The sequence below is a fragment of the Micromonospora sp. NBRC 110038 genome, assembly GCF_020884815.1.
GTDB classification, from domain to species: domain Bacteria; phylum Actinomycetota; class Actinomycetes; order Mycobacteriales; family Micromonosporaceae; genus Micromonospora; species Micromonospora haikouensis.
Genome location: NZ_BBOL01000004.1, coordinates 1 through 21,456, shown reverse-complemented (window position 1 = coordinate 21,456; position 21,456 = coordinate 1). Strand labels below are relative to the sequence as shown.

Sequence of the window (21,456 nt, the reverse complement as noted above, 5' to 3'; positions counted from 1 at the left end):
TCATTCACCCCCTTTCTGGACGTATCCCCTCACGAACTCTTCTGCGTTCTCCTCCAGGACGGAGTCGATTTCGTCGAGCAGGTCGTCGACGTCCTCGGTGATCTCGGCGTGCCGCTCGGCGACCTCCGGGTTCGCCTCGGTGGTGACGTCCTCGATCTCCTCGCCCTGCCGGGCCTTGCCCGACTGCGACTGCCCGCCGCTGTCACGAGTGGCCATTGCTGCCTCCTCCACGATCGTCTCCGATGAACTTACCTCGCGGAGGCGACGAAAAGCCCGCCGCGCGCCGGCTTGGCGCGGGGCGGGCTTTCGGGCCTACGGCAGGGTCAGCCGCCGGTCAGCGTCTCCAGCAGGTCCTTCGCGCTGACGCACCGGTCGAACAGGGCGCCGACGTGCTTGCGGGTGCCCCGCTCCGGCTCCATCATCGGCACCCGCACCAGCGACTCCCGGCCCACGTCGAAGATCACCGAGTCCCAGCTCGCGGCGACCACCTCGGAGGCGTACTGGGCCAGGCAGCGGCCCCGGAAGTAGGCCCGGGTGTCCTCCGGCGGCTCGGTCATCGCCGTGCGGGTCTGCTCGTCGGTCAGCAGCGTCTTCATCGACCCGCGCTGCACGAGGCGGTGGTAGAGGCCCTTCTCCGGCCGCACGTCGGAGTACTGGAGGTCGACCAACTGGAGCTTGTGCGAGCCCCAGCCGAGCTTCTCCCGCTCCCGGTAGCCCTCCAGCAGCCGCAGCTTCGCCACCCAGTCCAGCTCGTCGGCGCATTCGAACGCGTCGCGGCCGAGCCGGTCGAGCACGCTCTCCCAGCGGTCGAGCACGTCGGCGGTCTGCTCGTCGACGTCGGCGCCGTACCGGTCGTCCACGAAGGAGCTGACCCGCTCGAAGTAGGCCCACTGCACGTCCAGGGCGGTCAGCCGACGCCCGTCGCGCAGCCGCATCAGGTGCTTCAGCGACGGGTCGTGGCTGACGGCGCGCAGCTCGCTCACCGGGTCGGCGATGCCCAGGTCCGGCCCGAGGGCCTTCTGCTCGATCATGGTGAGGATCAGGGCGGTGGTGCCGACCTTGAGGTACGTGGAGATCTCCGACAGGTTGGCGTCGCCGATGATGACGTGCAGCCGGCGGTACTTGTCGGCGTCGGCGTGCGGCTCGTCGCGGGTGTTGATGATGGGCCGCTTGAGCGTCGTCTCCAGGCCGACCTCGACCTCGAAGAAGTCGGCGCGCTGGGAGATCTGGAAGCCGCTGGCGCCGCCGTCCTGGCCGATGCCGACGCGGCCGGCGCCGCAGACGATCTGCCGGGTGACGAAGAACGGCGTCAGGTAGGCGACGATGTCGGCGAACGGCGTCTGCCGGCGCATCAGGTAGTTCTCGTGCGCGCCGTAGCTGGCGCCCTTGTTGTCGGTGTTGTTCTTGTAGAGGTGGATGGGCTGGGTGCCCGGGATGGTGGCGGCCCGGCGGGCGGCCTCGGCCATCACCCGCTCGCCGGCCTTGTCCCACTTCACCACGTCGAGGGGGTTGGTGACCTCGGGGGTGGAGTATTCGGGGTGGGCGTGGTCGACGTAGAGGCGGGCGCCGTTGGTGAGTATGACGTTGGCCAGCCCGAGGTCCTCGTCGGCGAGGGCCTCGGCGGGGTCGTACGCGGCGCCGGAGTAGGTGAAGCCGCGGGCGTCGCGCAGCGGCGACTCCTCCTCGTAGTCCCAGCGGGCCCGGCCGCCCCGGTTGAGTTCGGGGCGTGCCCCGTAGGCGTTGACCACCTGGGAGGAGGTGACCATCGGGTTGGCCCCCGCCTGGCCGGGCACGGAGATGCCGTACTCGACCTCGGTGCCCATGATCCGTCTTACGCTCATCAACCTACCCGCTTCGCTCGCCGACCCGGTCCCCCGTCACGTCGAGCGTAGTCCGCGTTGCGCGGTGCGGGGGCGCGGCGGGCGGCCGCGGCGGGGCGGTGTCGTGCCGGATGCGGGGACGCGGCGGGGCCCGCGACGTCGCTGTCGCGGGCCCCGGTCGTGTCGTCGGGGGTGGTTACAGGTACTGGCCGGTGTTGCTGGCGGTCTCGATCGACCGGCCGGCCTCGGTGCCCTTGCCGCCGGAGACGAGCGTGCGGATGTAGACGATCCGTTCGCCCTTCTTGCCGGAGATGCGGGCCCAGTCGTCGGGGTTGGTGGTGTTGGGGAGGTCCTCGTTCTCGCGGAACTCGTCGACGCAGGCGTCGAGGAGGTGCTGCAGGCGCAGGCCCTTGCGGCCGGAGGTGAGGAACTCCTTGATCGCCATCTTCTTGCCCCGGTCGACGATGTTCTGGATCATCGCGCCGGAGTTGAAGTCCTTGAAGTAGAGGACTTCCTTGTCGCCGTTGGCGTAGGTCACCTCGAGGAAGCGGTTCTCCTCGGTCTCGGAGTACATCCGCAGCACGACCGCGTCGATCATGGCGGCGACGGTGGCCTGGGCGTCGCCTCCGTGTTCGGCCAGGTCGTCCGGGTGCAGCGGCAGCCCGGAGAGGATGTACTTGGAGAAGATGTCCTTGGCCGCCTCGGCGTCCGGCCGCTCGATCTTGATCTTCACGTCGAGCCGGCCGGGGCGCAGGATGGCCGGGTCGATCATGTCCTCCCGGTTGGAGGCGCCGATGACGATGACGTTCTCCAGCCCCTCCACGCCGTCGATCTCGCTGAGCAGCTGGGGGACGATCGTGTTCTCCACGTCGGAGGAGACGCCGGAGCCGCGGGTGCGGAAGATGGAGTCCATCTCGTCGAAGAACACGATGACCGGCGTGCCCTCGCCGGCCTTCTCGCGGGCCCGCTGGAAGATCAACCGGATGTGCCGCTCGGTTTCGCCGACGTACTTGTTGAGCAGCTCGGGGCCCTTGATGTTGAGGAAGAAGCTGGTGTGCCTCTCCTTGCCGAGCCGCTCGGCGATCTTCTTGGCCAGCGAGTTCGCCACCGCCTTGGCGATGAGCGTCTTGCCGCAGCCGGGCGGGCCGTAGAGCAGGATGCCCTTGGGCGGGCGGAGCTGGTGCTCACGGAACAGGTCCGCGTGCAGGAAGGGCAGCTCCACCGCGTCGCGGATCTGCTCGATCTGCGACTGGAGGCCACCGATGTCGGTGTAGTCGACGTCGGGCACCTCCTCCAGGACCAGCTCCTCGACCTCGCTCTTCGGGATCCGCTCGTACGCGTACGCCGAGCGGGGCTCGATCATGAGCGAGTCGCCGGCCCGGATCGGCGAGCCGATCAGGGTCTCGGCGAGGTGCACGATGCGCTCCTCGTCGGAGTGCGAGACCACCAGCGCCCGGTCGCCCGGAGCGCCCTCGGGACCCGCGAGGATCTCCTTGAGCATCACCACCTCGCCGACCCGCTCGAAACCGAACGCGTCGACGATGTTGAGCGCGTCGTTGAGCAGGACCTCCTGGCCACGTCGCAGCTCCGCGACGTCCAGCGAGGGTGAGACGGCCACCCGGAGCTTGCGCCCACCGGTGAACACGTCCACCGTGCCGTCCTCGTGCGCTGCCAGGAAGACACCGTAGCCACTCGGCGGTTGCGCGAGGCGGTCGATCTCCTCCTTGAGCGTCACGATCTGCGCTCGGGCCTCCTTGAGAGTGCTCACGAGCCGTTCGTTGTTCTCGGTCAGCCGCGCCAACTGTGCCTGGGTGGCCGCCAGCCGCTCTTCGAGCTGCCGGACGTGTCGGGGGCTTTCGGTCAACTTGCGCCGCACCAGAGCGAGTTCCTCTTGAAGGAACGCGACCTGCGTGGAGAGATCGTGGGCCTCCTTCTCCCACCGTGCGGCGCGCGAGTCCGCGTCGTCGCTGCGTGCCACGTCCCACCTCCCCGGGGGGCTTGAACGTTCTGCCCTAACACTAGCCGCTATGAGGCCGATTCGGTCCCACGCAACGCCCTCGTCACTGAACCTTGATCGCCAAGGGTGGCCGCGGGGGCGGGTCGGGGCGTTCGGGTACCGTCGTGTCGTGGGACGGGAGAGCATGGGGGTACGCCGGTGAGCGAGGTCGCGACCGACCAGTTGCAGGTCTGGGTGGACCAGGATCTGTGCACGGGCGACGGCCTGTGCGTGCAGTACGCGCCGGAGGTCTTCGAGTTCGACGTCGACGGGCTGGCCTACGTCAAGGGCGCCGACGGCGAGTTGCAGCTCGCCCCGGGCAGCCGGGTGGGGGTGCCCGAGCACCTGCGCCTTGAGGTGATCGACTCGGCGAAGGAGTGCCCGGGCGAGTGCATCCACGTGGTGCGGGGCGACGGCGTCGAGGTCGCCGGCCCGGACGCCGAGGACGACTGAGCCCGGACGCCGCGGACGACCGACCGCCGACCGGGCACCCGCCGGGCCGCCCCGGGCGGGGCGACCCTGGCGGTGGCGCCCGGCGGGCCGGGCTCAGAGCAGCGGCCGGCCCACCACGGCGGCGACCGTCCGGGCGAACTCCTCCAGCCGGGCGATCTGCCCCGCCCCGCCGTCGTCGAGGGTCTTGCCGAAGCGCAGCGCGTCGTGCCGGGGCACCCCGCCGATCTCGTCGCCGGGCGGTGCCTCGTCGAGCGAGGTGAGCAGCAGGTAGACGTCGATGCTGTCGACCCGGATCCGGCCGTCGTCGGTGCGGGTGAGCCGCCGCCGGCAGCCGACCTCGGTGACGGTGGAGACCGGCACCACCCGCAGCGACGAGGTCATCGAGCCGGGCGGCCCCTCCCCCGGCGGCACGTCCTCGCCGTGCCAGAGCACGAGGCGGCTGCCGTCGCAGACCACCACCTCCTGCCACACGCCGTTGACCTCGTTGACGAACCGTTCGAGGGTGAAGCCGAGCACGGACGCGCCGCGCAGCACCCCGCCCAGGGCCTCCAGGGCGACGTCCGGGTCCCGCAGGTAGGCCCGCGCCGCCGATTCGAGGTCGGGGTAGGGCGACCAGTCGGGGAAGACCGCCGGCACGTCCTGACCGCCGAAGCCCGGCTGGCTCATTCGGCCACCCCACGCTCCTCCGCCGTGTCGGGCAGCGCCCCGGCGGCCTGGGCGGCGGCGGCCTGGCGGGCCTCGGCGGCCGCGCGCAGCGCCTGCTTGCGTTCGGCGTACGCCTCGGCGCCCTTGCTGGGTTTGCGCCGCCGCGGCGGGGCGGTGACGCCGGGGGCGAGCCGGCGGGCAGAGACGAGGAACGCGGTGTGCGCGATCATCCGGTGGTCGGGGCGCACGGCGAGCCCTTCGGCGTGCCAGTCGCGCACCAGGGACTCCCAGGCGCGCGGCTCGGTCCAGCCGCCGCGCTCGCGCAGCGCCTCCACCAGCTCCGACAGCTGGGGGGTGGTGGCGACGTAGCCGATGAACACCCCGCCGGGCACGAGGGCCCGCTCGACCATGTCGAGGGCCTCCCAGGGGGTGAGCATGTCCAGGATGATCCGGTCGAAGCCGGTCTCGGTGCAGTCGGCGACGTCGCCGACGTGCAGCCGCCACGCCGGGTGCGGGCCGTGGAAGAACGCCTCGACGTTGCGGCGGGCGATCTGGGCGAAGTCGTCGCGCAGTTCGTAGGAGTGCAGTTCGCCGGTGGTGCCGACGGCCCGCAGCAGGGAGCAGCTCAGCGCGCCGGAGCCGGCGCCGGCCTCGAGGACCTTCGCGCCGGGGAAGATGTCGCCCATGGCGACGATCTGCGCCGAGTCCTTCGGGTAGATCACCTGGGCGCCGCGCGGCATGGACAGGACGTAGTCCGACAGCAGGGGGCGCAGCGCGAGGAACGCGGTGCCGCCGCCGGAGGTGGTGACCACGCTGCCGTCGGGCAGCCCGATCAGCGCGTCGTGGGCGAGGATCCCGCGGTGGGTGTGGAACTCCTTGCCGTGCTCCAGGGTGACCGTGTGCATCCGCCCCTTCGGGTCGGTCAGCTGCACCCGGTCGCCGGGGCGGAAGGGCCCCCTGGCGTGGCGGAGGCCCGGCGCGTCGCTGCCGTGGGCCGCCGGCACGGGCGGCGACGCCCCGGTGTCGGCGGTCGCCGGCGCGTCGGGGTCGGCCGGGAGGGTGGGGGGATGTGCGGTCACGTGTTCATCTTCCGTTTGGGTTCCAGGAGCTGCGCCAGGTCCGCGATGTGCAGAACGCCGACGACATCTTCGCCTGCCGTCACGACGTACTGTGCGCCCGGGTGGGTCCGCACGGCCTCCATGACCCGTTCCCCGTCGAGGCCGGCCGGCAGGACGGGCAGGCCGGCGAGGGCGCGGGCGACGGCGTCGACGGCGATCCAGGGCCGGCGGGCCGGCGGCACGGCGTCGGCGGCGACGGGGTCGACGAGCGCGACGGGCCGGCCGGCGCCGTCGGTGACGGCGAGCGCGGCGTCGGGGCGGTCGGCCTCGGCGCGGCGGCGCTGCGCCTCGGCCAGCGGTGTGCCGGTGGGTACGGCGAGGACGGGGCGGGCCAGTCGGCGCAGGTCGATCAGCGGGAACCGGCGGCTGATCCGGGCCAGCCGGATGGACTGGCCCGCCCCGCGCCACAGGGTGACCGCGACGAGCAGCATCAGCGGCAGGGCCAGGGGCGCCAGCAGCCGGTTGACGGTCAGCACGAGCGTCACCGCGGCGGTGCCGACGGCGACGGCCCGGCCGACCCAGCCGGCGACCTCCGTGCCGGTGTGCCGGTCGCGGGTGAGCGCCCACACGGCGGCCCGCAGGGCCCGGCCGCCGTCGAGCGGCAGGCCGGGCAGCAGGTTGAACAGCGCGACGATGACGTTGCTGACCGCGAGCTGGAAGGCGAGCTGGTTGGTCAGGGTGCCGTCGGGCAGCGCGAGGGTGGCGGCGACGGCGGCGGCGCCGAGCACCGCGGAGACGGCCGGGCCGGCCAGCGACACCAGCAGGTCGACGCGGGGGCTGGGGGCGTCACGGTCCATCTCCGTGTATCCGCCGAGCAGCTCCAGGGTGATGCCCCGCACGCCGATGCCGTAGCGGCGGGCGGTGAGGGCGTGGCCGAGCTCGTGCAGCAGCACCGAGCCGAGCAGCGACACGACGAACCCGACGCCGATCAGGTACGCGCCGAGCTGGGACAGGTCGAGCTGGCGGCGGGCGAACTCGGCGTAGGTCACGGTGACCAGGAGGGCCAGCAGCAGCATCGACCCGTTGAGGTGCAGGGGCACGCCGAAGACCCGGCCGACGGTGAGGCCGGGGCGGGTGGGGCGGCGCGGCGGTCGGTCGGTCTGCGGCTGCTCCATCGTCCCGATGCTACGGACCCGCCGCCGACGGGCACCTGCCGGAGCGGCGCGGTGGGCTTGTCGGACCGGTGGCCTAACCTTCCGGACATGACGGCGGAACCGGTGATCGACCAGCAGCAGGCGCGGGCCACGGCGGAGGTGCCGGCGACGGTCCGGGCGTCGCTGTCGCCGTCGCGGGCGGCCGACTTCAAGACGTGTCCGCTGCTCTACCGGTTCCGCAGCATCGACCGGCTGCCCGAGCGGCCGAGCGTGGAGCAGGCCCGGGGCACTCTGGTGCACGCGGTGCTGGAGCGGCTGTTCGACCTGCCGGCGGCCGGGCGCACCCCGGAGGCGGCCGGTGACCTGGTGGCCCCGCAGTGGGACCGGCTGGTCACCGAGCAGCCGGAGCTGGCGGCCCTGTTCGACGCCGACGATCCCGACGGCACGGCGGAGTTCCTGCGGTCGGCGTCCGGGCTGCTGGGGGGCTACTTCGCGGTGGAGGACCCGCGCCGATTGGAGCCGGCCGAGCGGGAGGCGTTGATCTCGGCGGTGGTCGACGACGAGCTGCTGATCCGGGGTTATCTCGACCGTCTGGACGTGGCCCCCGACGGGGCGCTGCGGGTGGTCGACTACAAGACCGGCGGCGCGCCCCGGGAGGCGTTCGAGGCGCGGGCGTTGTTCCAGCTGAAGTTCTACGCGCTGGTGCTGTGGCGCACCCGCGGGGTGGTGCCGCGGGTGCTTCGGCTGCTCTACCTCAAGGACGCGGAGGTCTGCGACTACACCCCCGACGCGGAGGAGCTGGCGCGGTTCGAGCGCACCGTGGTGGCGTTGTGGCAGGCGATCGAGGCGGCGACGGCGCGGCAGGATTTCCGGCCCCGGCCGAGCCGGCTGTGTGACTGGTGCAACCACCGGGCGCTGTGCCCGAGTTTCGGCGGGACCCCGCCGCCGTTCCCGGCGGCGGCCGCCTCGGCGGATCCGCTGGTCGACGCCCGGTCGCGGCCCAGCCCGCCCGGCGCGGACGAGTGAGCGTCCTCCCTGAGGAGGAGACCGGGTTCACCGTCGGCGACGATCGATCGCGTGTGGCGGCGGCTAGCGTTCCCCTATGACCGCAGGGTTGAGGGCGTGGCTGCGCCGCCACCGGCTGGCCGCCGACGCGCTGCTCGCCGTCGCCGTGGTGCTGGTGGACGCCGTCTTCGTCCTGCTCACCCCGGTCGACTTCCGGCCCGGTCCGCTGCCGGCGGCGCTGGGCTGGAGCGTGCTGTGCGCCGCCCCGGTGGCGCTGCGCCGGGCGGCGCCGTGGCCGGCGGTGGCCGCCGCCGTGGCGACCCTGGCGGTGCCGGTGGTGTTCGGGCACGCCCCGACCACGCAGAGCCTCACCTTCATGGCGTTGACGTACACGATGGCGGCGCACCACCGGGCCCGCCCGGCGGTGCTGGCCACCGTGGTGCTGTGGGTGCCGGTGGCGGCGGTCAACGTCCTCGCCCCGATCGCCGACACGGTCTTCGAGGTGGGCCCGGCCTACCTGGTGCTCAACAACCTGCTCGTCGCCGTGGTGGCGTACGCGGTGGGCCGGGCGGTGCATGCCCGCCGCGCCTCCACCGAGGCGCTGCGGGAGCGGGCCCGGGTGGCCGAGCAGAACCAGCGGTCCCTGGCCGAGCAGGCGGTGGCCGACGAGCGGCGGCGCATCGCCCGGGAGCTGCACGACGTGGTGGCCCACCACGTGAGCGTGATGGGGGTCCTCGCCACCGGGGCCCGGCGGGTGCTGCGCCGCGACCCGGACGCCGCCGACGAGGCGATCGCCACGATCGAGGACACCGGCCGGGCGACGCTGCGGGAGCTGCGCCGGCTGCTGGACGTGCTGCGCACCGACGCGGAGCCGGCGGCCGACCTGGCCCCGCAGCCGGGGCTGGCGGGCATCGAGCCGCTGGTGGAGCAGGTGCGCGAGGCGGGGCTGCCGGTGACGTTGCGGGTCGAGGGCGAGCCGGGGTCGTTGGAGGAGGGGGTGGCGTTGACGGTCTACCGGATCGTGCAGGAGGCCCTGACCAACGCCCTCAAGCACGCCGGGGAGGCGACGGCGGTGGTGCGGTTGACGTTCGGCGCGGCGTACCTGGCGGTGGAGGTAACCGACACCGGTCGGGGGCCGGCGCCGGGCGCGGTCCGGGTCGGGCACGGGCTGGTGGGCATGCGGGAGCGGGTGGGTCTCTACGGCGGGACGCTGCGCACCGGGGCCCGGCCCGGCGGCGGCTACCGGGTGTACGCGAGGATTCCGGTGGAGCAGCTCGGGGCGGTGCCGGTGTGACCGGGCCGCGTCACGACCAGCCGGCCGGGCCGGCGCGACGGGGGGACCCCAGATGACCGAAGAGGGCGCGACGCCGCCGCGGCCGGTGCGGATCCTGCTCGCCGACGACCAGCCGCTGCTGCGCACCGGGTTCCGGATGGTGTTGGGCTCCGAGGAGGGGCTGGACATCGTGGCCGAGGCCGGCGACGGCGTGGAGGCGGTGGACCTGTCCCGCCGGCTGCTGCCGGACGTGGTGCTGATGGACATCCGGATGCCCCGGATGGACGGGGTGGCCGCGACCCGGGCCATCGTCGAGGCCCGGCTGCCGGTGCGGGTGCTGATCCTGACGACGTTCGACCTCGACGAGTACGTGGTGGGGGCGTTGCGCGCCGGGGCCAGCGGTTTCCTGGCCAAGGACGTGCCGGCGGAGGACCTGGTGACCGCGATCCGCACGGTCGCCGCCGGGGAGGCGGTGGTCGCCCCACGGATCCTCAAGCGGCTGCTGGACCGCTTCGCCGACTCGCTGCCTGATCCGGCAGCGACGCCGCCGCGGGCGCTCAGCACGCTCACCGAGCGCGAGCGGGAGGTGCTGGTGCAGGTGGCGCGGGGGCTGTCCAACGCGGAGATCGCCCGGGAGTTGACGGTCAGCGAGACGACGGTGAAGACCCACGTCGGGCACGTGCTGACGAAGTTGGGGCTGCGCGACCGGGTGCAGGCCGTGGTGCTCGCGTACGAGTCGGGTCTGGTGCGGCCCCGGGGGTAGCCGGGCCGTCGCCGGGGGGCGGCGCGGGCACGGCGTAGCGGTCAGGGGCAACCCTGAGCCGGCATCGGGGCCCACCCGCAGCGGGAAATCCGCCGTGGGTCCGCCCGAAGTCGGAGGGTCCGGCGCCGCGGGGGCCTGAGGATGGGCACATGCCCGCACCGGGCCAGCGGGGGCCGGTGCGGCCCACCCGACGGAAGAGGTAGATGACGTGACCGCGACGACAGGCCGCCAGGCGCAGGCCGCGGCCCGCGCAAGCGACGTGTGGAAGGTGTACGGCAGCGGCGAGGCGCAGGTCGTCGCGCTGCGGGGGGTGAGCGCCGAGTTCGAGCGGGGCAGGTTCACCGCGATCATGGGCCCGTCGGGGTCGGGCAAGTCGACGCTGATGCACTGCCTGGCGGGCCTGGACTCGGTGACCCGGGGCACGGTGGCGATCGGCGACACGACGGTGACGGGGCTCGGCGACGCGGGGCTGACGAAGCTGCGCCGCGACAAGGTGGGCTTCATCTTCCAGCAGTTCAACCTGCTGCCGACGCTGACGGCGAAGGAGAACATCCTGCTGCCGTTGTCGATCGCCGGGCGCAAGCCGGATCCGGCCTGGTACGACGTGGTGATCGGGACGGTGGGGTTGCGCGACCGGCTCGACCACCGCCCGGCGCAGCTCTCCGGCGGTCAGCAGCAGCGGGTGGCGTGCGCGCGGGCGCTGGTCGCCCGCCCCGAGGTGATCTTCGCCGACGAGCCGACGGGCAACCTGGACTCCCGCTCCGGCGCGGAGGTGCTGAGCTTCCTGCGCAACTCGGTGCGCGAGCACGGCCAGACGATCGTCATGGTGACCCACGACCCGACGGCCGCCGCGTACGCCGACCGGGTGGTGTTCCTCGCCGACGGGGAGATCGTGTCGGAGCTGATCGAGCCGACGGCCGACACGGTGCTGGACACGATGAAGAAGCTGGACGTCCCCGCCGCGACCGAGGTGGGCAACTGATGTTCCGGGCGACCATGAAGAGCCTGCTGGCGCGCAAGGTGCGCCTGGTCCTGTCCGGCCTGGCGGTGGTGCTCGGCGTCATGTTCGTCTCCGGCGCGTTCGTGCTCACCGACACCCTCGGCCGGTCCTTCGACGCGGTGTTCGCCGACGCGTTCGCCGGCGTCGACGTCAACGTGGCCGCGAAGCCGAAGCTGGAGGTGGGCGAGGGTGAGGGCGAGCAGGTGGCCCTGCCGTTCCCCACGGACGTGGTGGACCGGGTGCGGGCGGTGCCCGGGGTGGCATCGGCCACGGGCCTGGTCAACGCCGACGGGGCCCGGCTGATCGGCAGCAACGGCAAGGTGGTCACCTCGTTCGGTCCGCCGCAGCTCGGCGTGAACTGGACGGGCGAGTCCGACCTGGTGCGGCTGCGCGAGGGGCGCGGCCCGCAGGCCGACGACGAGATCGCGGTGAATGCGGCGCTGGCGAAGGCCGCGAAGGTGAAGGTGGGTGACCGGGTCGGCGCGCTGACCGCGTTCGAGTCGAAGCGGCGCGAGTTCACCCTGGTGGGGGTCTTCGGCTACAGCAGCGGCCGGGACACCATCGGCGGCGCGAACGAGGTCGCGTTCACCACGCCCGCCGCCCAGCGGCTGATGCTCGGCGCACCCGGCACGTTCAACAACGTGACCGTGCGGGTCGCCGACGGGGTACGCCCGGAGACGGTGCGCGACGACGTGGCCCGCACGCTGGGCGCCGGCTTTGACGTGAAGACCGGCGAGGAGCTCTCCGCCGCCTCGTCGGCCAGCCTGAAGGAGGGGCTGTCGTTCTTCAACAAGGTGCTGCTCGGCTTCGCCGCGGTGGCGCTGCTGGTGGGCACGTTCCTGATCCTCAACACGTTCTCGATCATCGTGGCGCAGCGGACCCGGGAGTTGGCGCTGATGCGGGCGATCGGCGCGAGCGGGCGGCAGATCATCGGTTCGGTGGTGCTGGAGGCCCTCGCAATCGGCCTGGTCGCCTCGGTCCTCGGGCTGGGCGCGGGCGTCGGGGTGGGCGCGCTGCTGGCCTGGGCGTTCGGCAGGTTCGCCGGGGGGCTGGAGCTGGCCGGGATCGGGGTGCCCCCGCAGGCGGTGGTCGGCGCGTTCGCCGTCGGCATGCTGATCACGGTCGTCGCGGCGCTGCTGCCGGCGCTGCGGGCGGCGCGGATCCCGCCGATCGCGGCGATGCAGGACGTGGCCACGCCGGACCGGCCGCTGACGAAGGTCACGGTGTCCGGGGCGGTGGTCACCGCCCTCGGCGGCGGGCTGCTGGCGGTCGGGCTGACCGGCAACGCGGGCGGGGCCACGCTGACGGTGATCCTGGCCGGGGTGCTGTTCACGTTCATCGGGGTGGCGCTGCTGACCCCGCTGATCAGCCGCCCGGTGGTGTCGCTGCTCGGAGCCTTGTTCGCCTGGTCGGTGCCGGGCCGGCTGGGCCGGCTGAACTCGGGGCGCAACCCGCGCCGCACGGCGATCACCGCCGCCGCGCTGATGGTCGGCATCGCCCTGGTGACCGGGGTGACGGTGATCCTGGACTCGGCGAAGTCGAGCATCTCCGCCTCGGCGGCACGCACCGTCGACGCGCAGCTGGTGATCTCCGGGGAGCAGACGGGGCCCCGGCCGCCCACGTTCGACGCGTCGGTGGTGGACAAGGCCGCCGCGCTGCCGGGGGTGGACGCGGTGCTGGGCGTCTACAACGACAACGCGATCGTCGACGGCGACCGGACGTACGTGGTGGCGCTGACCGACCTGGCCGCGATGGCCCGCATCTACGGCACCGTGCCGCAGTCGGGCACGGCCGCCACCCTCAAGCCGGACCAGGTGGCGCTGAGCGTGTCCGGGGCGAAGGAGCTGGGCAAGTCGGTGGGTGACCGGCTGACCGCGCAGTTCGCCCGGAGCGAGTCGCCGCACACCTACACGGTGGCGGCGGTGCTGCCCGACGAGCGGTCCATCGGGTCGATCATCCTGCCCAGGCAGGCGGGGCCGGAGTTCACCAATCCGGAGCCGTTCTCGGCCCTGGTGCGGCTGACCCCGGGCACGCCGGTGTCGCAGGTGCAGCCGCAGCTCGACGCGCTGGTGGCCGACAACCCGGAGGTGTCGGTGGCCGACCGGGCCAGCTACATCGAGCAGCAGACCAGCGGCTTCGACACCCTGCTCACGATGATCCAGATCCTGTTGGCGCTGGCCATCGTGATCGCCGTGCTGGGCATCGTCAACACCCTGGCGCTGTCGGTGCTGGAACGCACCCGGGAGCTGGGGCTGCTGCGGGCGATCGGGCTGCGCCGGGCGCAGACCATGCGGATGATCACCGTGGAGGCCGTGGTGATCTCCGTGTTCGGCGCGCTGCTCGGCGTCGCGGTCGGCACCGGCCTCGGCGCGGCGGTGGTCCGGGCGCTGAAGGACGAGGGGATCACCGACCTGGTGCTGCCGTGGTCGCAGATGGGGATCTTCCTCGGCCTGGCCGCGCTGATCGGGGTGGTCGCGGCGGCGCTGCCGGCGGTCCGCGCCGCCCGGATCAACGTCCTGGGCGCGATCGCCCACGACTGACGTGGTGCAAGGAAGGGCCCCCTGTCAACGCCTTCGGCCTGGCAGGGGGCCCTTCTTGACGCCGGGCACCGGGTCGGGTCGCCCTCGGCGGGCCGAGGCGGCGGGCGACGAACCGAGGCGACGGGCGACGGGCCGGGCCCGCCCGGGTTACGACGGGACCGGCTGCCCCGGGGCGTCCGCGCGGCCCCGACGCCGCAGCGCCGGGACCAGTCCCACCGTGAGGGCCAGCGCCACCAGCAGCGCGCTGACCCACAGCGGGGACCGGTAGCCGAGGCCCGCGCCGATCGCGGCACCGCCCAGCAGGGGGCCGGCGGCCGCGCCCACGTTGAGGGCGGCGGTCGCGAAGGAGCCACCCAGCGACGGCGCGTCGGCGGCCCGGTAGAGCACCAGCGTGATCAGCGTGGCCCCGACGGCGAACGACAGCGTCCCCTGGACGAGGACGAGCAGCAACGCCACCGGGGCGATCGCTGCGGTCGCCGCGAACAGCAGCCAGCCGGCGAGCAGGGCCAGGCCGCCGGGCACCAGGATCCGCATCGGCCGGGTGTCCGACAGCCGGCCGGCGACGGTGACGCCAACGAAGGATCCCAGGCCGAAGACCGCGAGCAGCGCCGGCACCCACGCCCTGTCGTACCCGCTGACGTCGGTGGCCAGCGGGGCCAGGTAGGTGAAGGTGCAGAAGGTCGCGCCGTTGACCAGCGCGGCCAGGACCAGGGTCACAGCCAGTCGGGGACGGCGCAGCGCGCGCAGTTCCCGCCGCGCGTCGGGCACGGGCGCGCCCAGGGGCGTGGGCGGCACGGAGCGCAGGATCGCGACGGCGGCGGGCACCGAGACGGCGGCCACCGCCCAGAACGCCGACCGCCAGCCCCACAGGTTTCCGAGCACGGCGCCGGCGGGCACCCCCGCGACGCAGGCGAGGGTGACGCCACCGAGCAGCACGGAGGCGGCCCGGCCCTTGGCGTGTGGCCCGGCCAGGCCGACCGCCGTGGCGAGCCCCACGGCCAGGAACCCGGCGTTGGCCACGGCACCGACGACGCGGGTGGCCAACAGGACACCGAAGCTGCCGGTGACCGCCCCGACGACGTGGGCGGCGATGAAGGCGGTCAGGAAGACCAGCAGCGCCCATCGTCTGGGCCAGCGCAGGCTGAGCACGGCCATCAGCGGCGCCCCGATGATCATTCCGGCGGCGAAGGTCGAGGTGAGCGTGCCGGCTGCCGGGACGGAGACCCGCAGGTCGGCGGCGATGTCCGGGATCAGGCCGGCCAGCATGAACTCGGAGGTTCCCTGGGCGAAGACGGCGAGCCCGAGAATGTAGATCACGATTGGCATGACGACTCCACAACCGCGTCGTGGGTGGATGGCGGGGACGCGGCGGGCCACGGGGCGGCGGATTCGTCCAGCCGGCCGCGCGGGTGCCACCGCGAGAGGACTTCCGGGCGGGCAGCGCTACGGGCCCCGCCACTGCGTGGCGACGGCGGGCAGGCGCGCCCCGGGAAACCGTGGAGTCGGTGGCGACGCGGCGACGGGTGTGCCGCCTCAGCGTGGGCTGAGGCTCAGCGCGACATCATCAGGGGCCAGCCACCGGACAACGGTGGCTGGCGTCTGGACGCCTCGGGGCCGGACACGCAGCGAAGGCTAGTCGCCACGTGCGGCAGCGTCAATCGCCGCGCGGGGCGGGCCCACGGCGGCCGGATCCGCCGGCGTTCAGGCGCGCGCGGGCGGCTCGCCGAGCAGGGCGGCGAGCAGTTCCAGGTCCGCGCCGGTCAGGCTGTCGAGCTGGTGTACGCCGTCGGTCGGCGCGATCGGCACCTCCGCCGGCACCGCCAGCACGGCCGCGCCGGCGGCGAGGGCACTGGCCACCCCGGTCGGGGAGTCCTCGATCGCCACGCACCGGGCGATCGGCACGCCGAGCAGCCGGGCGGCCGTCAGGTACGGCTCCGGGTGCGGCTTCGCCGCGTCCACCTCGTCGCCGCAGACGACCGCGTCGAAGCTGTCCCGGCCCAGGGTGTCCAGCGCCACCTCCACGAGCGGGCGGCCGCTGGAGGTGACCAGGGCGGTGGGGATGCCCGCCGCGCGGACCGCGCGCAGCAGCGCCAGCGCGCCGGGCCGCCAGCGCAGCCCGGTGCGGAACAGCTCCAGGATCCGGGCGTCGATCCACGCCGCGCTGACCTGCGGGTCGCGGTACGGCTGGCCGAGGTCGTCGTGCAGGATCCGCATCGCGTCGGCCATGCTGGTGCCGATGAGCGCCTTGCGGCCGGCGTCGGAGAGGGTGGCGCCGTATTCGGCGGCGAGCTCGCGCAGCGCGACGTCCCACAGTTTCTCGCTGTCGACCAGGGTGCCGTCCATGTCGAAGAGCACGGCGGCGGGGTGGTGGCTGCTCAGGGGGTCCTCCAGGCGTCGCGGGGTCGACCCGATCCTCGCAGCCGGCCCGCCCCGGCCGGGACCCGGTCCCCGCCCCTGTCCACGCCCGGCGGTCCCGTTGCCACCCGGCGGCGCGCCGTCGGCCGGCCCGCCGGGTTCGCCGTCAGCCGAGGTTGCAGGCCGCGAGGCCCTGTTCGTACCCGCGGAAGAAGTGGTCGGTGCGTTGCTCGGCGGTGCCGTGCGCCCCCTCGGCGAACCACGGCTGGTCGGGGTCGTCGCCGACGGCGAGCAGCCCTTCCCGGAACTCGTCGAGGTCGCCGTCCTCCAGCCGCAGGTGACCGGCCTCGATCGAGCCGCCGATGTACGCCCCGGCCATGCAGTCGGCCTGCAGCTCCTGCTGGATGGTGAACTGGGCGCGGATGCCGAGGCGCACCTGGATGCCGTGGGCGTACTCGTGGCCGAGCAGGTAGTAGAGGAACGCGTCGCCGACCTGCCGGAACGCCGCCACAGACCAGCGGACGTCGTAGGCGATGAAGTCGCCCGCCGAGCAGTACACGGCGTTGTTGCGGGGCAGGGCCTGCCCGGCGCAGGAGACCTCGCCCTCCCGCTGGTAGGGCACGACCCGACGCACCGGCTGGAACCGCCGGCCCGACGCCCGGAACTGCGCGGTCCAGTAGATCTCGGCCTTGTCCACCGCGACGGCCATGTCCTCCTGGAACTCGGCCACGCTGGTGGTGCCGTCGGCGCGGGTCTGCTCCCCCTGCGGCGAGCTGGGCTGGCGGGTCGACCGGGGCAGGGGTTGCTGCGGCGCGCCCTCGTTCACCCCGCCGACCACGCAGCCGCTGGCCAGCACCAACGCGGCCAGCAGCCCGGCCAGCGGGCCGCCGGGCCGACGTCCCGACCGTGCCGTCACAGTGCCTCCCCGGCTCGTCCGACCGGTCCACTACCCCGGCTCCCTGTCGATCATGCCCGGCCGGCGACACGGTGACCATCCCCGATCGCGGTCGACCGGACCGCACCCGTGGGCCGCACCGGGCCGGGCCGGCGCGCGGCCGTCAGGAGCCGGCGGCGAGGGATCAGGGGCTGGCGGCGAGGAAGACGAACGCGGCCAGCAGGACCAGGTGCACGCCGCCCTGCAGCAGGGTGGCCCGGCCCGGCACCACGGTCAGCACGCCGGTGACGACGGTCAGCGCCAGCAGGGTCAACTGGGTGCCGCCGAGCCCGAGCAGCAGCGGCCCGTCGAGCCAGATGGAGGCGATCGCGATGGCGGGGATGGTCAGGCCGATGCTGGCCATGGCCGAGCCGAGGGCCAGGTTGAGGCTGATCTGCACCCGGTCGCGGCGCGCGGCGCGGGCGGCGGCGAGGGTCTCGGGCAGCAGCACCAGCAGCGCGATCACCACACCGACGAACGCCTGCGGCAGGTTCGCCGCCGACACCCCGGCCTCGATGGCCGGGGACACCATCTTCGCGAGGCCCACCACGGCGATCAGCGCCACCAGCAGCATGATCAGGCTGGCCAGGGCGGCGCCGGCCGACGGCGGGTCGGCGTGCCCGTCGCCGTCGGCGTCGGCGACGGTCCCGTCGGAGGTGACCGGCAGGAAGTAGTCGCGGTGCCGGCCGGTCTGCACGAGCACGAACAGCCCGTACAGGGCGAGCGAGGCCACGGCGGCGAAGACGAGCTGCGGCGGGGAGAACTCGGGGCCGGGCCGGCTGGTGGTGAAGGTCGGCACGACCAGGCTGAGGGTGGCCAGGGTGGCCACGGTGGCCAGGGCACCGCCGGTGCCCTCGGGGTTGAACACCGCCACCCGGCGACGCAGCGCCGCGAGCAGCAGGGACAGGCCGAGGATGCCGTTGCAGGTGATCATGACGGCGGCGAAGACCGTGTCCCGGGCCAGCGAGACCGTCTTGTCGCCGCCGCTGATCATCAGGGTGACGATCAGGGCCACCTCGATCACCGTGACCGCGACGGCGAGGACCAGCGAGCCGAACGGCTCCCCCACCTTGTGGGCGACCACCTCCGCGTGGTGCACGGCGGCGAGCACCGCCCCGGCGAGGAACGTCGCGACCACCCCCACGACCAGCGGGGGCAGCTCCCTGCCCCAGGTCAGAGCCAGGATCACCACGGCCAGCACGGGCACGGTGAGGGTCCAGTCGGTGACGCGGGAGCGCAGGAGGGCGAGCATGGGGTCAACCCTGCCAGAAATCGCGATCATCGCCCACAGTTCGGGACGCGGCCCGGCCCCGTGCCGCGCCGCCGCAGCTGGGCTGTTTCGGTCACCCTGGATACCCGGCAATGATGCCCGACAATACGGGAATGTCCCTCGGGTCGGGGCTTCCCGCATTCCGGAAGCAGGAGATGAACAAGCCTCACGACTGATGTACGGCACCGCCGCCGGTCGATAGGTTGTGACGCCCCCGAGTACCGGAGTCACACCATGTCATCTGGCGCCGCAACGCCACTGATCTCCGTCATCGTCCCCACCTACAACCGTTCGCCCCTGCTGCGCGGCACCCTGACCGCGCTCGCCGACCAGCGGATGCCCGCCGAGCGGTACGAGGTCGTCGTCGCCGACGACGGCTCCACCGACGACACCCGGCAGACCGTCGACGCGTTCGCCGACCGGCTACGCCTGCGCTACCACTTCCAGCCCGACCTCGGCTTCCGCGCCGCCGCCGCCCGCAACGCCGGCGCCCGGCTGGCCACCGGCGACGTCCTCGCGTTCGTCGACACCGGCGTGCTGCCCGGCCCCGACTTCCTGGCCGCCCATCTCGCCGCCCACGCCCGCCCCGGGCCGCCCCGCGCCGTCCTCGGCTACACCTTCGGCTACCAGCCCGGCGACCCCGTCCCCGGGCTGGAGGCCGCGACCCGCGACCGCACCCCCGAGGAGATCGTCCGCACGTTCGGCGCGCTGCCCTCCTTCCAGGACGGCCGGCACGCCACCTTCGCCAGCACCGCCTTCGACCTGTCCCGCGTCCCCCTGGCCTGGCAGCTGTTCTGGTCGCTCAACTGCTCCGTGCCGGCCGCCGACTTCCACACCGTCGGCGGCTTCGACGAGGACTTCCGCTCGTGGGGCGGCGAGGACATCGAACTCGGGCTGCGCCTGGACCGCCACGGGCTCGCCTTCGAGGTCAGCCGCGAGGCGTGGGCGGTGGACAGCCCCCACCCCCGGGAGGCCACCGTCGACACCGGCGACGACCCCAGCAACGTCCTGACCATCCTGCGCAAGCACCCCGAACCGGTGCTGGAGCTGCTCTGGGCCTGGTTCGCCCGGCACCTGCCCCAGCTGGAGGACACCCGCGCCTGGCACCTGCGCCAGGAACTGCCCGCCATCCGCCGGGCCGTCAACCGGGTCCGCGCCCTCGACGTCACCGCCGAACTGGCCCGGCTGCGCGACACCGTGCCGCCCGGCGCCCGCATCGCCGTGTTCGGCTGCGGGGGCGAACTACCGCCCGGCTTCCCGCCCGCCCACCTGTTCGACTACGACGAGACGCTGATCGCCAGGCTCCCCGAGGATCCGACGCGCCCCGCCCACCACGCCCTCGGCATCCGCACCGTCCTGCCCGACGACGCCGTCGACGTCGTCTGGCTGACCTCCCGGATGACCCCGCTGTGGCGGCGCTGGCGCGCCCACCTCCTCGCCGAGGCCCGCCGCATCGGCGGCTCCGTGCAGGGCCCACTGGTGCAGGGGCCGCTGGTGCAGGTGGCCGCCGCCGCGTCCATCGCGGCCGGCTGACCGCCGCGTGCCGCCGGCCGGCCCCGCGCCGGCCGGCGGCACGCCACCCGGCCACGCCCGCCCTCAACCCCGGGGCGTACGCCAGATCCGCAGCTCCGTGTCCGGCACCCGCTCGGCGAACCATCCTCCGGACGACGCCGCCGAGAGCAGGGCCCGTAGGTCGGCGTCGAACTCCCCCAGCCGCGACCCGAACAGGTGCGGGGCCCCGTCCGAGCGCGAGTGCACCCACGCCACCACGTCGTCGACCGACCGCCGCACCACCGCGCCGGAGGGCACCCGCAGCCGCGTGGGGCCCGCGAACCCCGCCCCGGCCAGGACCCGCTCCTCGCCGCCGGGCGTCCCGTCCGGCAGGACCCCCCGACCGGCCCGCCGTACCGGCCCGAGCCAGTGGCGCACCAGCTCGGCGACCGCCGCGTACGGGGGCACCGGATGCGGCAACCCCTCCGCCGACGGCAGCTCCTTGACCTCGGCGACGTGCACGAACGCCCCGCCCGGCGGCAGCATCCCCCGCACCGCCGCGGCGACGGTGTCCTGCACCGTCCAGTGGAACGACTGCGCGAACACCACCACCCGGAACACGCCCAGCCCGGCGGGCAGGTCCTCGGCCCGCGCGCGTACCCATTGGAGGTTGCCCACGCCGTCGCGCGCGGCCCGCAGCCGCGCCCGGGCCAGCATCCCGGCGTCGGGGTCCACGCCCACCGCCTCGGCGAAGCAGCCCGCCAGCGGCACGGTCACCGTCCCCGGGCCGCACCCCACGTCCAGCAGCCGGCCCGACCCATCGAGCCCCAGCTCGTCGGCCAGCGCCGCCACGAATCCCGCCGCGTAGGGCAGGCGGCCCCGCTCGTAGTGCGCGGCGGCACCCTCGAACAGCGACTCGTCCCACGTCCACCCGTCCGTCACGGCCGCACCCTACCGGCCGCCGAGACGACCAGCGGCACGCTCACCGGATCGCACGTGGCGGCCTCAGCACGACGCCTTGCGCACCCCGGGCAGCTCGCCGCGCAGGGCAAGCTCGCGGAACCGCACCCGGGAGAGCCCGAACCGGGTCAGCACTCCGCGGGGGCGGCCGTCGATCTGGTCGCGCGACCGCAGCCGCACCGGGCTGGAGTCGCGCGGAAGCCGGCTGAGCCGGCGGACCGCCTCGCCCCGCACGCCGGGGTCGGTCCCCGGGTGGGCGACCAGCCGCTTCAGCTCCGCCCGCGTCCGGGCGTGTCGGGTCACCAGCTCCTGTCGACGCGCCTGCCGGTCGACCATGCTCTTCTTGGCCATCAGCGCGCCTCGCGGAACTCGACGTGCCGGCGCACGACGGGGTCGTACTTGCGCAGGACCAGGCGGTCCGGGTCGTTGCGACGGTTCTTGCGGGTCACGTACGTGTAGCCGGTGCCGGCGGTGCTGCGCAGCCGCACGATCGGACGGACGTCGGTCTGGCGGGCCATCAGACCTTCACCCCCCGGTTACGCAGCTCGGCGACGACCTTCTCGATGCCCTTGCGGTCCACGGTCCGCAGGGCCCTGGCCGTCAGGGTGAGGCTGATCCAGCGCCGCTCCGACGGGAGCCAGTAGCGGTGGTGCTGCAGGTTGGGGTTCCACCGGCGGCGGGTGCGCCGGTGGGAGTGGGACACGGCGTTGCCGAAGCTCGGCTTCGCGCCGGTGACGTC

Annotated in this window: 21 protein-coding genes; 7 read left to right on the top strand and 14 right to left on the bottom strand. The window is 73.8% G+C overall.

Annotated elements, in window-relative coordinates; all coding sequences use genetic code 11:
• The 3 genes from LPU61_RS15745 to arc all read right to left on the bottom strand — a co-directional run bounded on the left by LPU61_RS15745 (position 1) and on the right by arc (position 3,798).
• Positions 1-216, bottom strand: coding sequence for a ubiquitin-like protein Pup (locus LPU61_RS15745; RefSeq protein WP_036375672.1), 216 nt, complete (start codon positions 214-216; stop codon positions 1-3).
• A 107-nt stretch (positions 217-323) separates the two neighbouring features.
• The gene (dop, locus tag LPU61_RS15740) at positions 324-1,841 is read right to left on the bottom strand and encodes a depupylase/deamidase Dop (protein ID WP_043968818.1); all 1,518 of its coding nucleotides are present in this window, start codon (positions 1,839-1,841) and stop codon (positions 324-326) included.
• Positions 1,842-2,016: 175 nt separating this feature from the next.
• Complete coding sequence (arc, locus tag LPU61_RS15735; protein WP_043968817.1) at positions 2,017-3,798, bottom strand: proteasome ATPase; 1,782 nt, start codon at positions 3,796-3,798, stop codon at positions 2,017-2,019.
• Positions 3,799-3,975: 177 nt separating this feature from the next.
• Between arc and LPU61_RS15730 the strand changes: the two genes are divergently transcribed.
• Positions 3,976-4,269 carry a ferredoxin gene (locus LPU61_RS15730; protein WP_043968816.1) on the top strand — a complete coding sequence of 98 codons (294 nt, stop codon included), beginning with the start codon at positions 3,976-3,978 and terminating at the stop codon, positions 4,267-4,269.
• Positions 4,270-4,362: 93 nt separating this feature from the next.
• Here the strand turns inward: LPU61_RS15730 and LPU61_RS15725 are convergent, their stop codons facing one another.
• The 3 genes from LPU61_RS15725 to LPU61_RS15715 are packed head-to-tail and all read right to left on the bottom strand — an operon-like array spanning position 4,363 to position 7,147.
• On the bottom strand, positions 4,363-4,935 hold the full coding sequence (locus tag LPU61_RS15725; protein ID WP_043968814.1) for a hypothetical protein: 573 nt from the start codon (positions 4,933-4,935) through the stop codon (positions 4,363-4,365).
• On the bottom strand, positions 4,932-5,993 hold the full coding sequence (locus tag LPU61_RS15720; RefSeq protein ID WP_374199684.1) for a tRNA (adenine-N1)-methyltransferase: 1,062 nt from the start codon (positions 5,991-5,993) through the stop codon (positions 4,932-4,934). Before LPU61_RS15720 ends, LPU61_RS15725 begins: the two co-directional genes overlap by 4 nt.
• Positions 5,990-7,147 (bottom strand): M50 family metallopeptidase, encoded by a 1,158-nt coding sequence (locus tag LPU61_RS15715; RefSeq protein WP_229405322.1) that lies wholly within the window; start codon positions 7,145-7,147, stop codon positions 5,990-5,992. Before LPU61_RS15715 ends, LPU61_RS15720 begins: the two co-directional genes overlap by 4 nt.
• An 87-nt stretch (positions 7,148-7,234) precedes the next feature.
• On the opposite strand from LPU61_RS15715, the gene LPU61_RS15710 reads away from it, so the two are divergent.
• From LPU61_RS15710 to LPU61_RS15685, 5 genes are all read left to right on the top strand, one after another.
• Positions 7,235-8,152 (top strand): PD-(D/E)XK nuclease family protein, encoded by a 918-nt coding sequence (locus LPU61_RS15710; protein ID WP_043968812.1) that lies wholly within the window; start codon positions 7,235-7,237, stop codon positions 8,150-8,152.
• 76 nt (positions 8,153-8,228) lie between these two features.
• The gene (locus LPU61_RS31605) at positions 8,229-9,425 is read left to right on the top strand and encodes a sensor histidine kinase (RefSeq protein ID WP_043968810.1); all 1,197 of its coding nucleotides are present in this window, start codon (positions 8,229-8,231) and stop codon (positions 9,423-9,425) included.
• Between the two features lie 52 nt (positions 9,426-9,477).
• On the top strand, positions 9,478-10,167 hold the full coding sequence (locus tag LPU61_RS15695; protein ID WP_043968808.1) for a response regulator transcription factor: 690 nt from the start codon (positions 9,478-9,480) through the stop codon (positions 10,165-10,167).
• Between the two features lie 208 nt (positions 10,168-10,375).
• On the top strand, positions 10,376-11,149 hold the full coding sequence (locus LPU61_RS15690) for an ABC transporter ATP-binding protein (RefSeq protein ID WP_043968807.1): 774 nt from the start codon (positions 10,376-10,378) through the stop codon (positions 11,147-11,149).
• Complete coding sequence (locus LPU61_RS15685; RefSeq protein WP_043968806.1) at positions 11,149-13,707, top strand: ABC transporter permease; 2,559 nt, start codon at positions 11,149-11,151, stop codon at positions 13,705-13,707. Before LPU61_RS15690 ends, LPU61_RS15685 begins: the two co-directional genes overlap by 1 nt.
• Positions 13,708-13,854: 147 nt before the next feature.
• Here the strand turns inward: LPU61_RS15685 and LPU61_RS15680 are convergent, their stop codons facing one another.
• The 4 genes from LPU61_RS15680 to LPU61_RS15665 all read right to left on the bottom strand — a co-directional run bounded on the left by LPU61_RS15680 (position 13,855) and on the right by LPU61_RS15665 (position 18,248).
• Positions 13,855-15,033, bottom strand: a complete 1,179-nt coding sequence (locus tag LPU61_RS15680; protein ID WP_229405321.1) for a Cmx/CmrA family chloramphenicol efflux MFS transporter — start codon at positions 15,031-15,033, stop codon at positions 13,855-13,857.
• Positions 15,034-15,408: 375 nt separating this feature from the next.
• Positions 15,409-16,062 carry an HAD family phosphatase gene (locus tag LPU61_RS15675; protein WP_043968803.1) on the bottom strand — a complete coding sequence of 218 codons (654 nt, stop codon included), beginning with the start codon at positions 16,060-16,062 and terminating at the stop codon, positions 15,409-15,411.
• A 166-nt stretch (positions 16,063-16,228) separates the two neighbouring features.
• Positions 16,229-16,978 (bottom strand): neutral zinc metallopeptidase, encoded by a 750-nt coding sequence (locus LPU61_RS15670; RefSeq protein WP_043968802.1) that lies wholly within the window; start codon positions 16,976-16,978, stop codon positions 16,229-16,231.
• Positions 16,979-17,141: 163 nt separating this feature from the next.
• Positions 17,142-18,248: a calcium:proton antiporter gene (locus LPU61_RS15665; RefSeq protein ID WP_043968801.1), complete on the bottom strand. Its 1,107-nt coding sequence runs from the start codon at positions 18,246-18,248 to the stop codon at positions 17,142-17,144.
• A gap of 252 nt (positions 18,249-18,500) precedes the next feature.
• Between LPU61_RS15665 and LPU61_RS15660 the strand changes: the two genes are divergently transcribed.
• Positions 18,501-19,799, top strand: coding sequence for a glycosyltransferase (locus LPU61_RS15660; RefSeq protein WP_229405320.1), 1,299 nt, complete (start codon positions 18,501-18,503; stop codon positions 19,797-19,799).
• A gap of 63 nt (positions 19,800-19,862) precedes the next feature.
• On the opposite strand, the gene LPU61_RS15655 is transcribed toward LPU61_RS15660, so the two are convergent.
• From LPU61_RS15655 to rpmB, 4 genes are all read right to left on the bottom strand, one after another.
• Positions 19,863-20,699, bottom strand: a complete 837-nt coding sequence (locus LPU61_RS15655; RefSeq protein ID WP_229405318.1) for a class I SAM-dependent methyltransferase — start codon at positions 20,697-20,699, stop codon at positions 19,863-19,865.
• Between the two features lie 63 nt (positions 20,700-20,762).
• Positions 20,763-21,068 (bottom strand): 30S ribosomal protein S14, encoded by a 306-nt coding sequence (rpsN, locus tag LPU61_RS15650; RefSeq protein WP_229405317.1) that lies wholly within the window; start codon positions 21,066-21,068, stop codon positions 20,763-20,765.
• On the bottom strand, positions 21,068-21,235 hold the full coding sequence (gene rpmG, locus LPU61_RS15645) for a 50S ribosomal protein L33 (RefSeq protein WP_013287204.1): 168 nt from the start codon (positions 21,233-21,235) through the stop codon (positions 21,068-21,070). The genes rpsN and rpmG overlap by 1 nt, the downstream gene beginning before the upstream one ends.
• Positions 21,235-21,456, bottom strand: a 222-nt coding sequence (gene rpmB, locus LPU61_RS15640) for a 50S ribosomal protein L28 (RefSeq protein ID WP_229405315.1), incomplete at its 5' end; no start/stop codon positions are given. The genes rpmG and rpmB, both read right to left, overlap by 1 nt.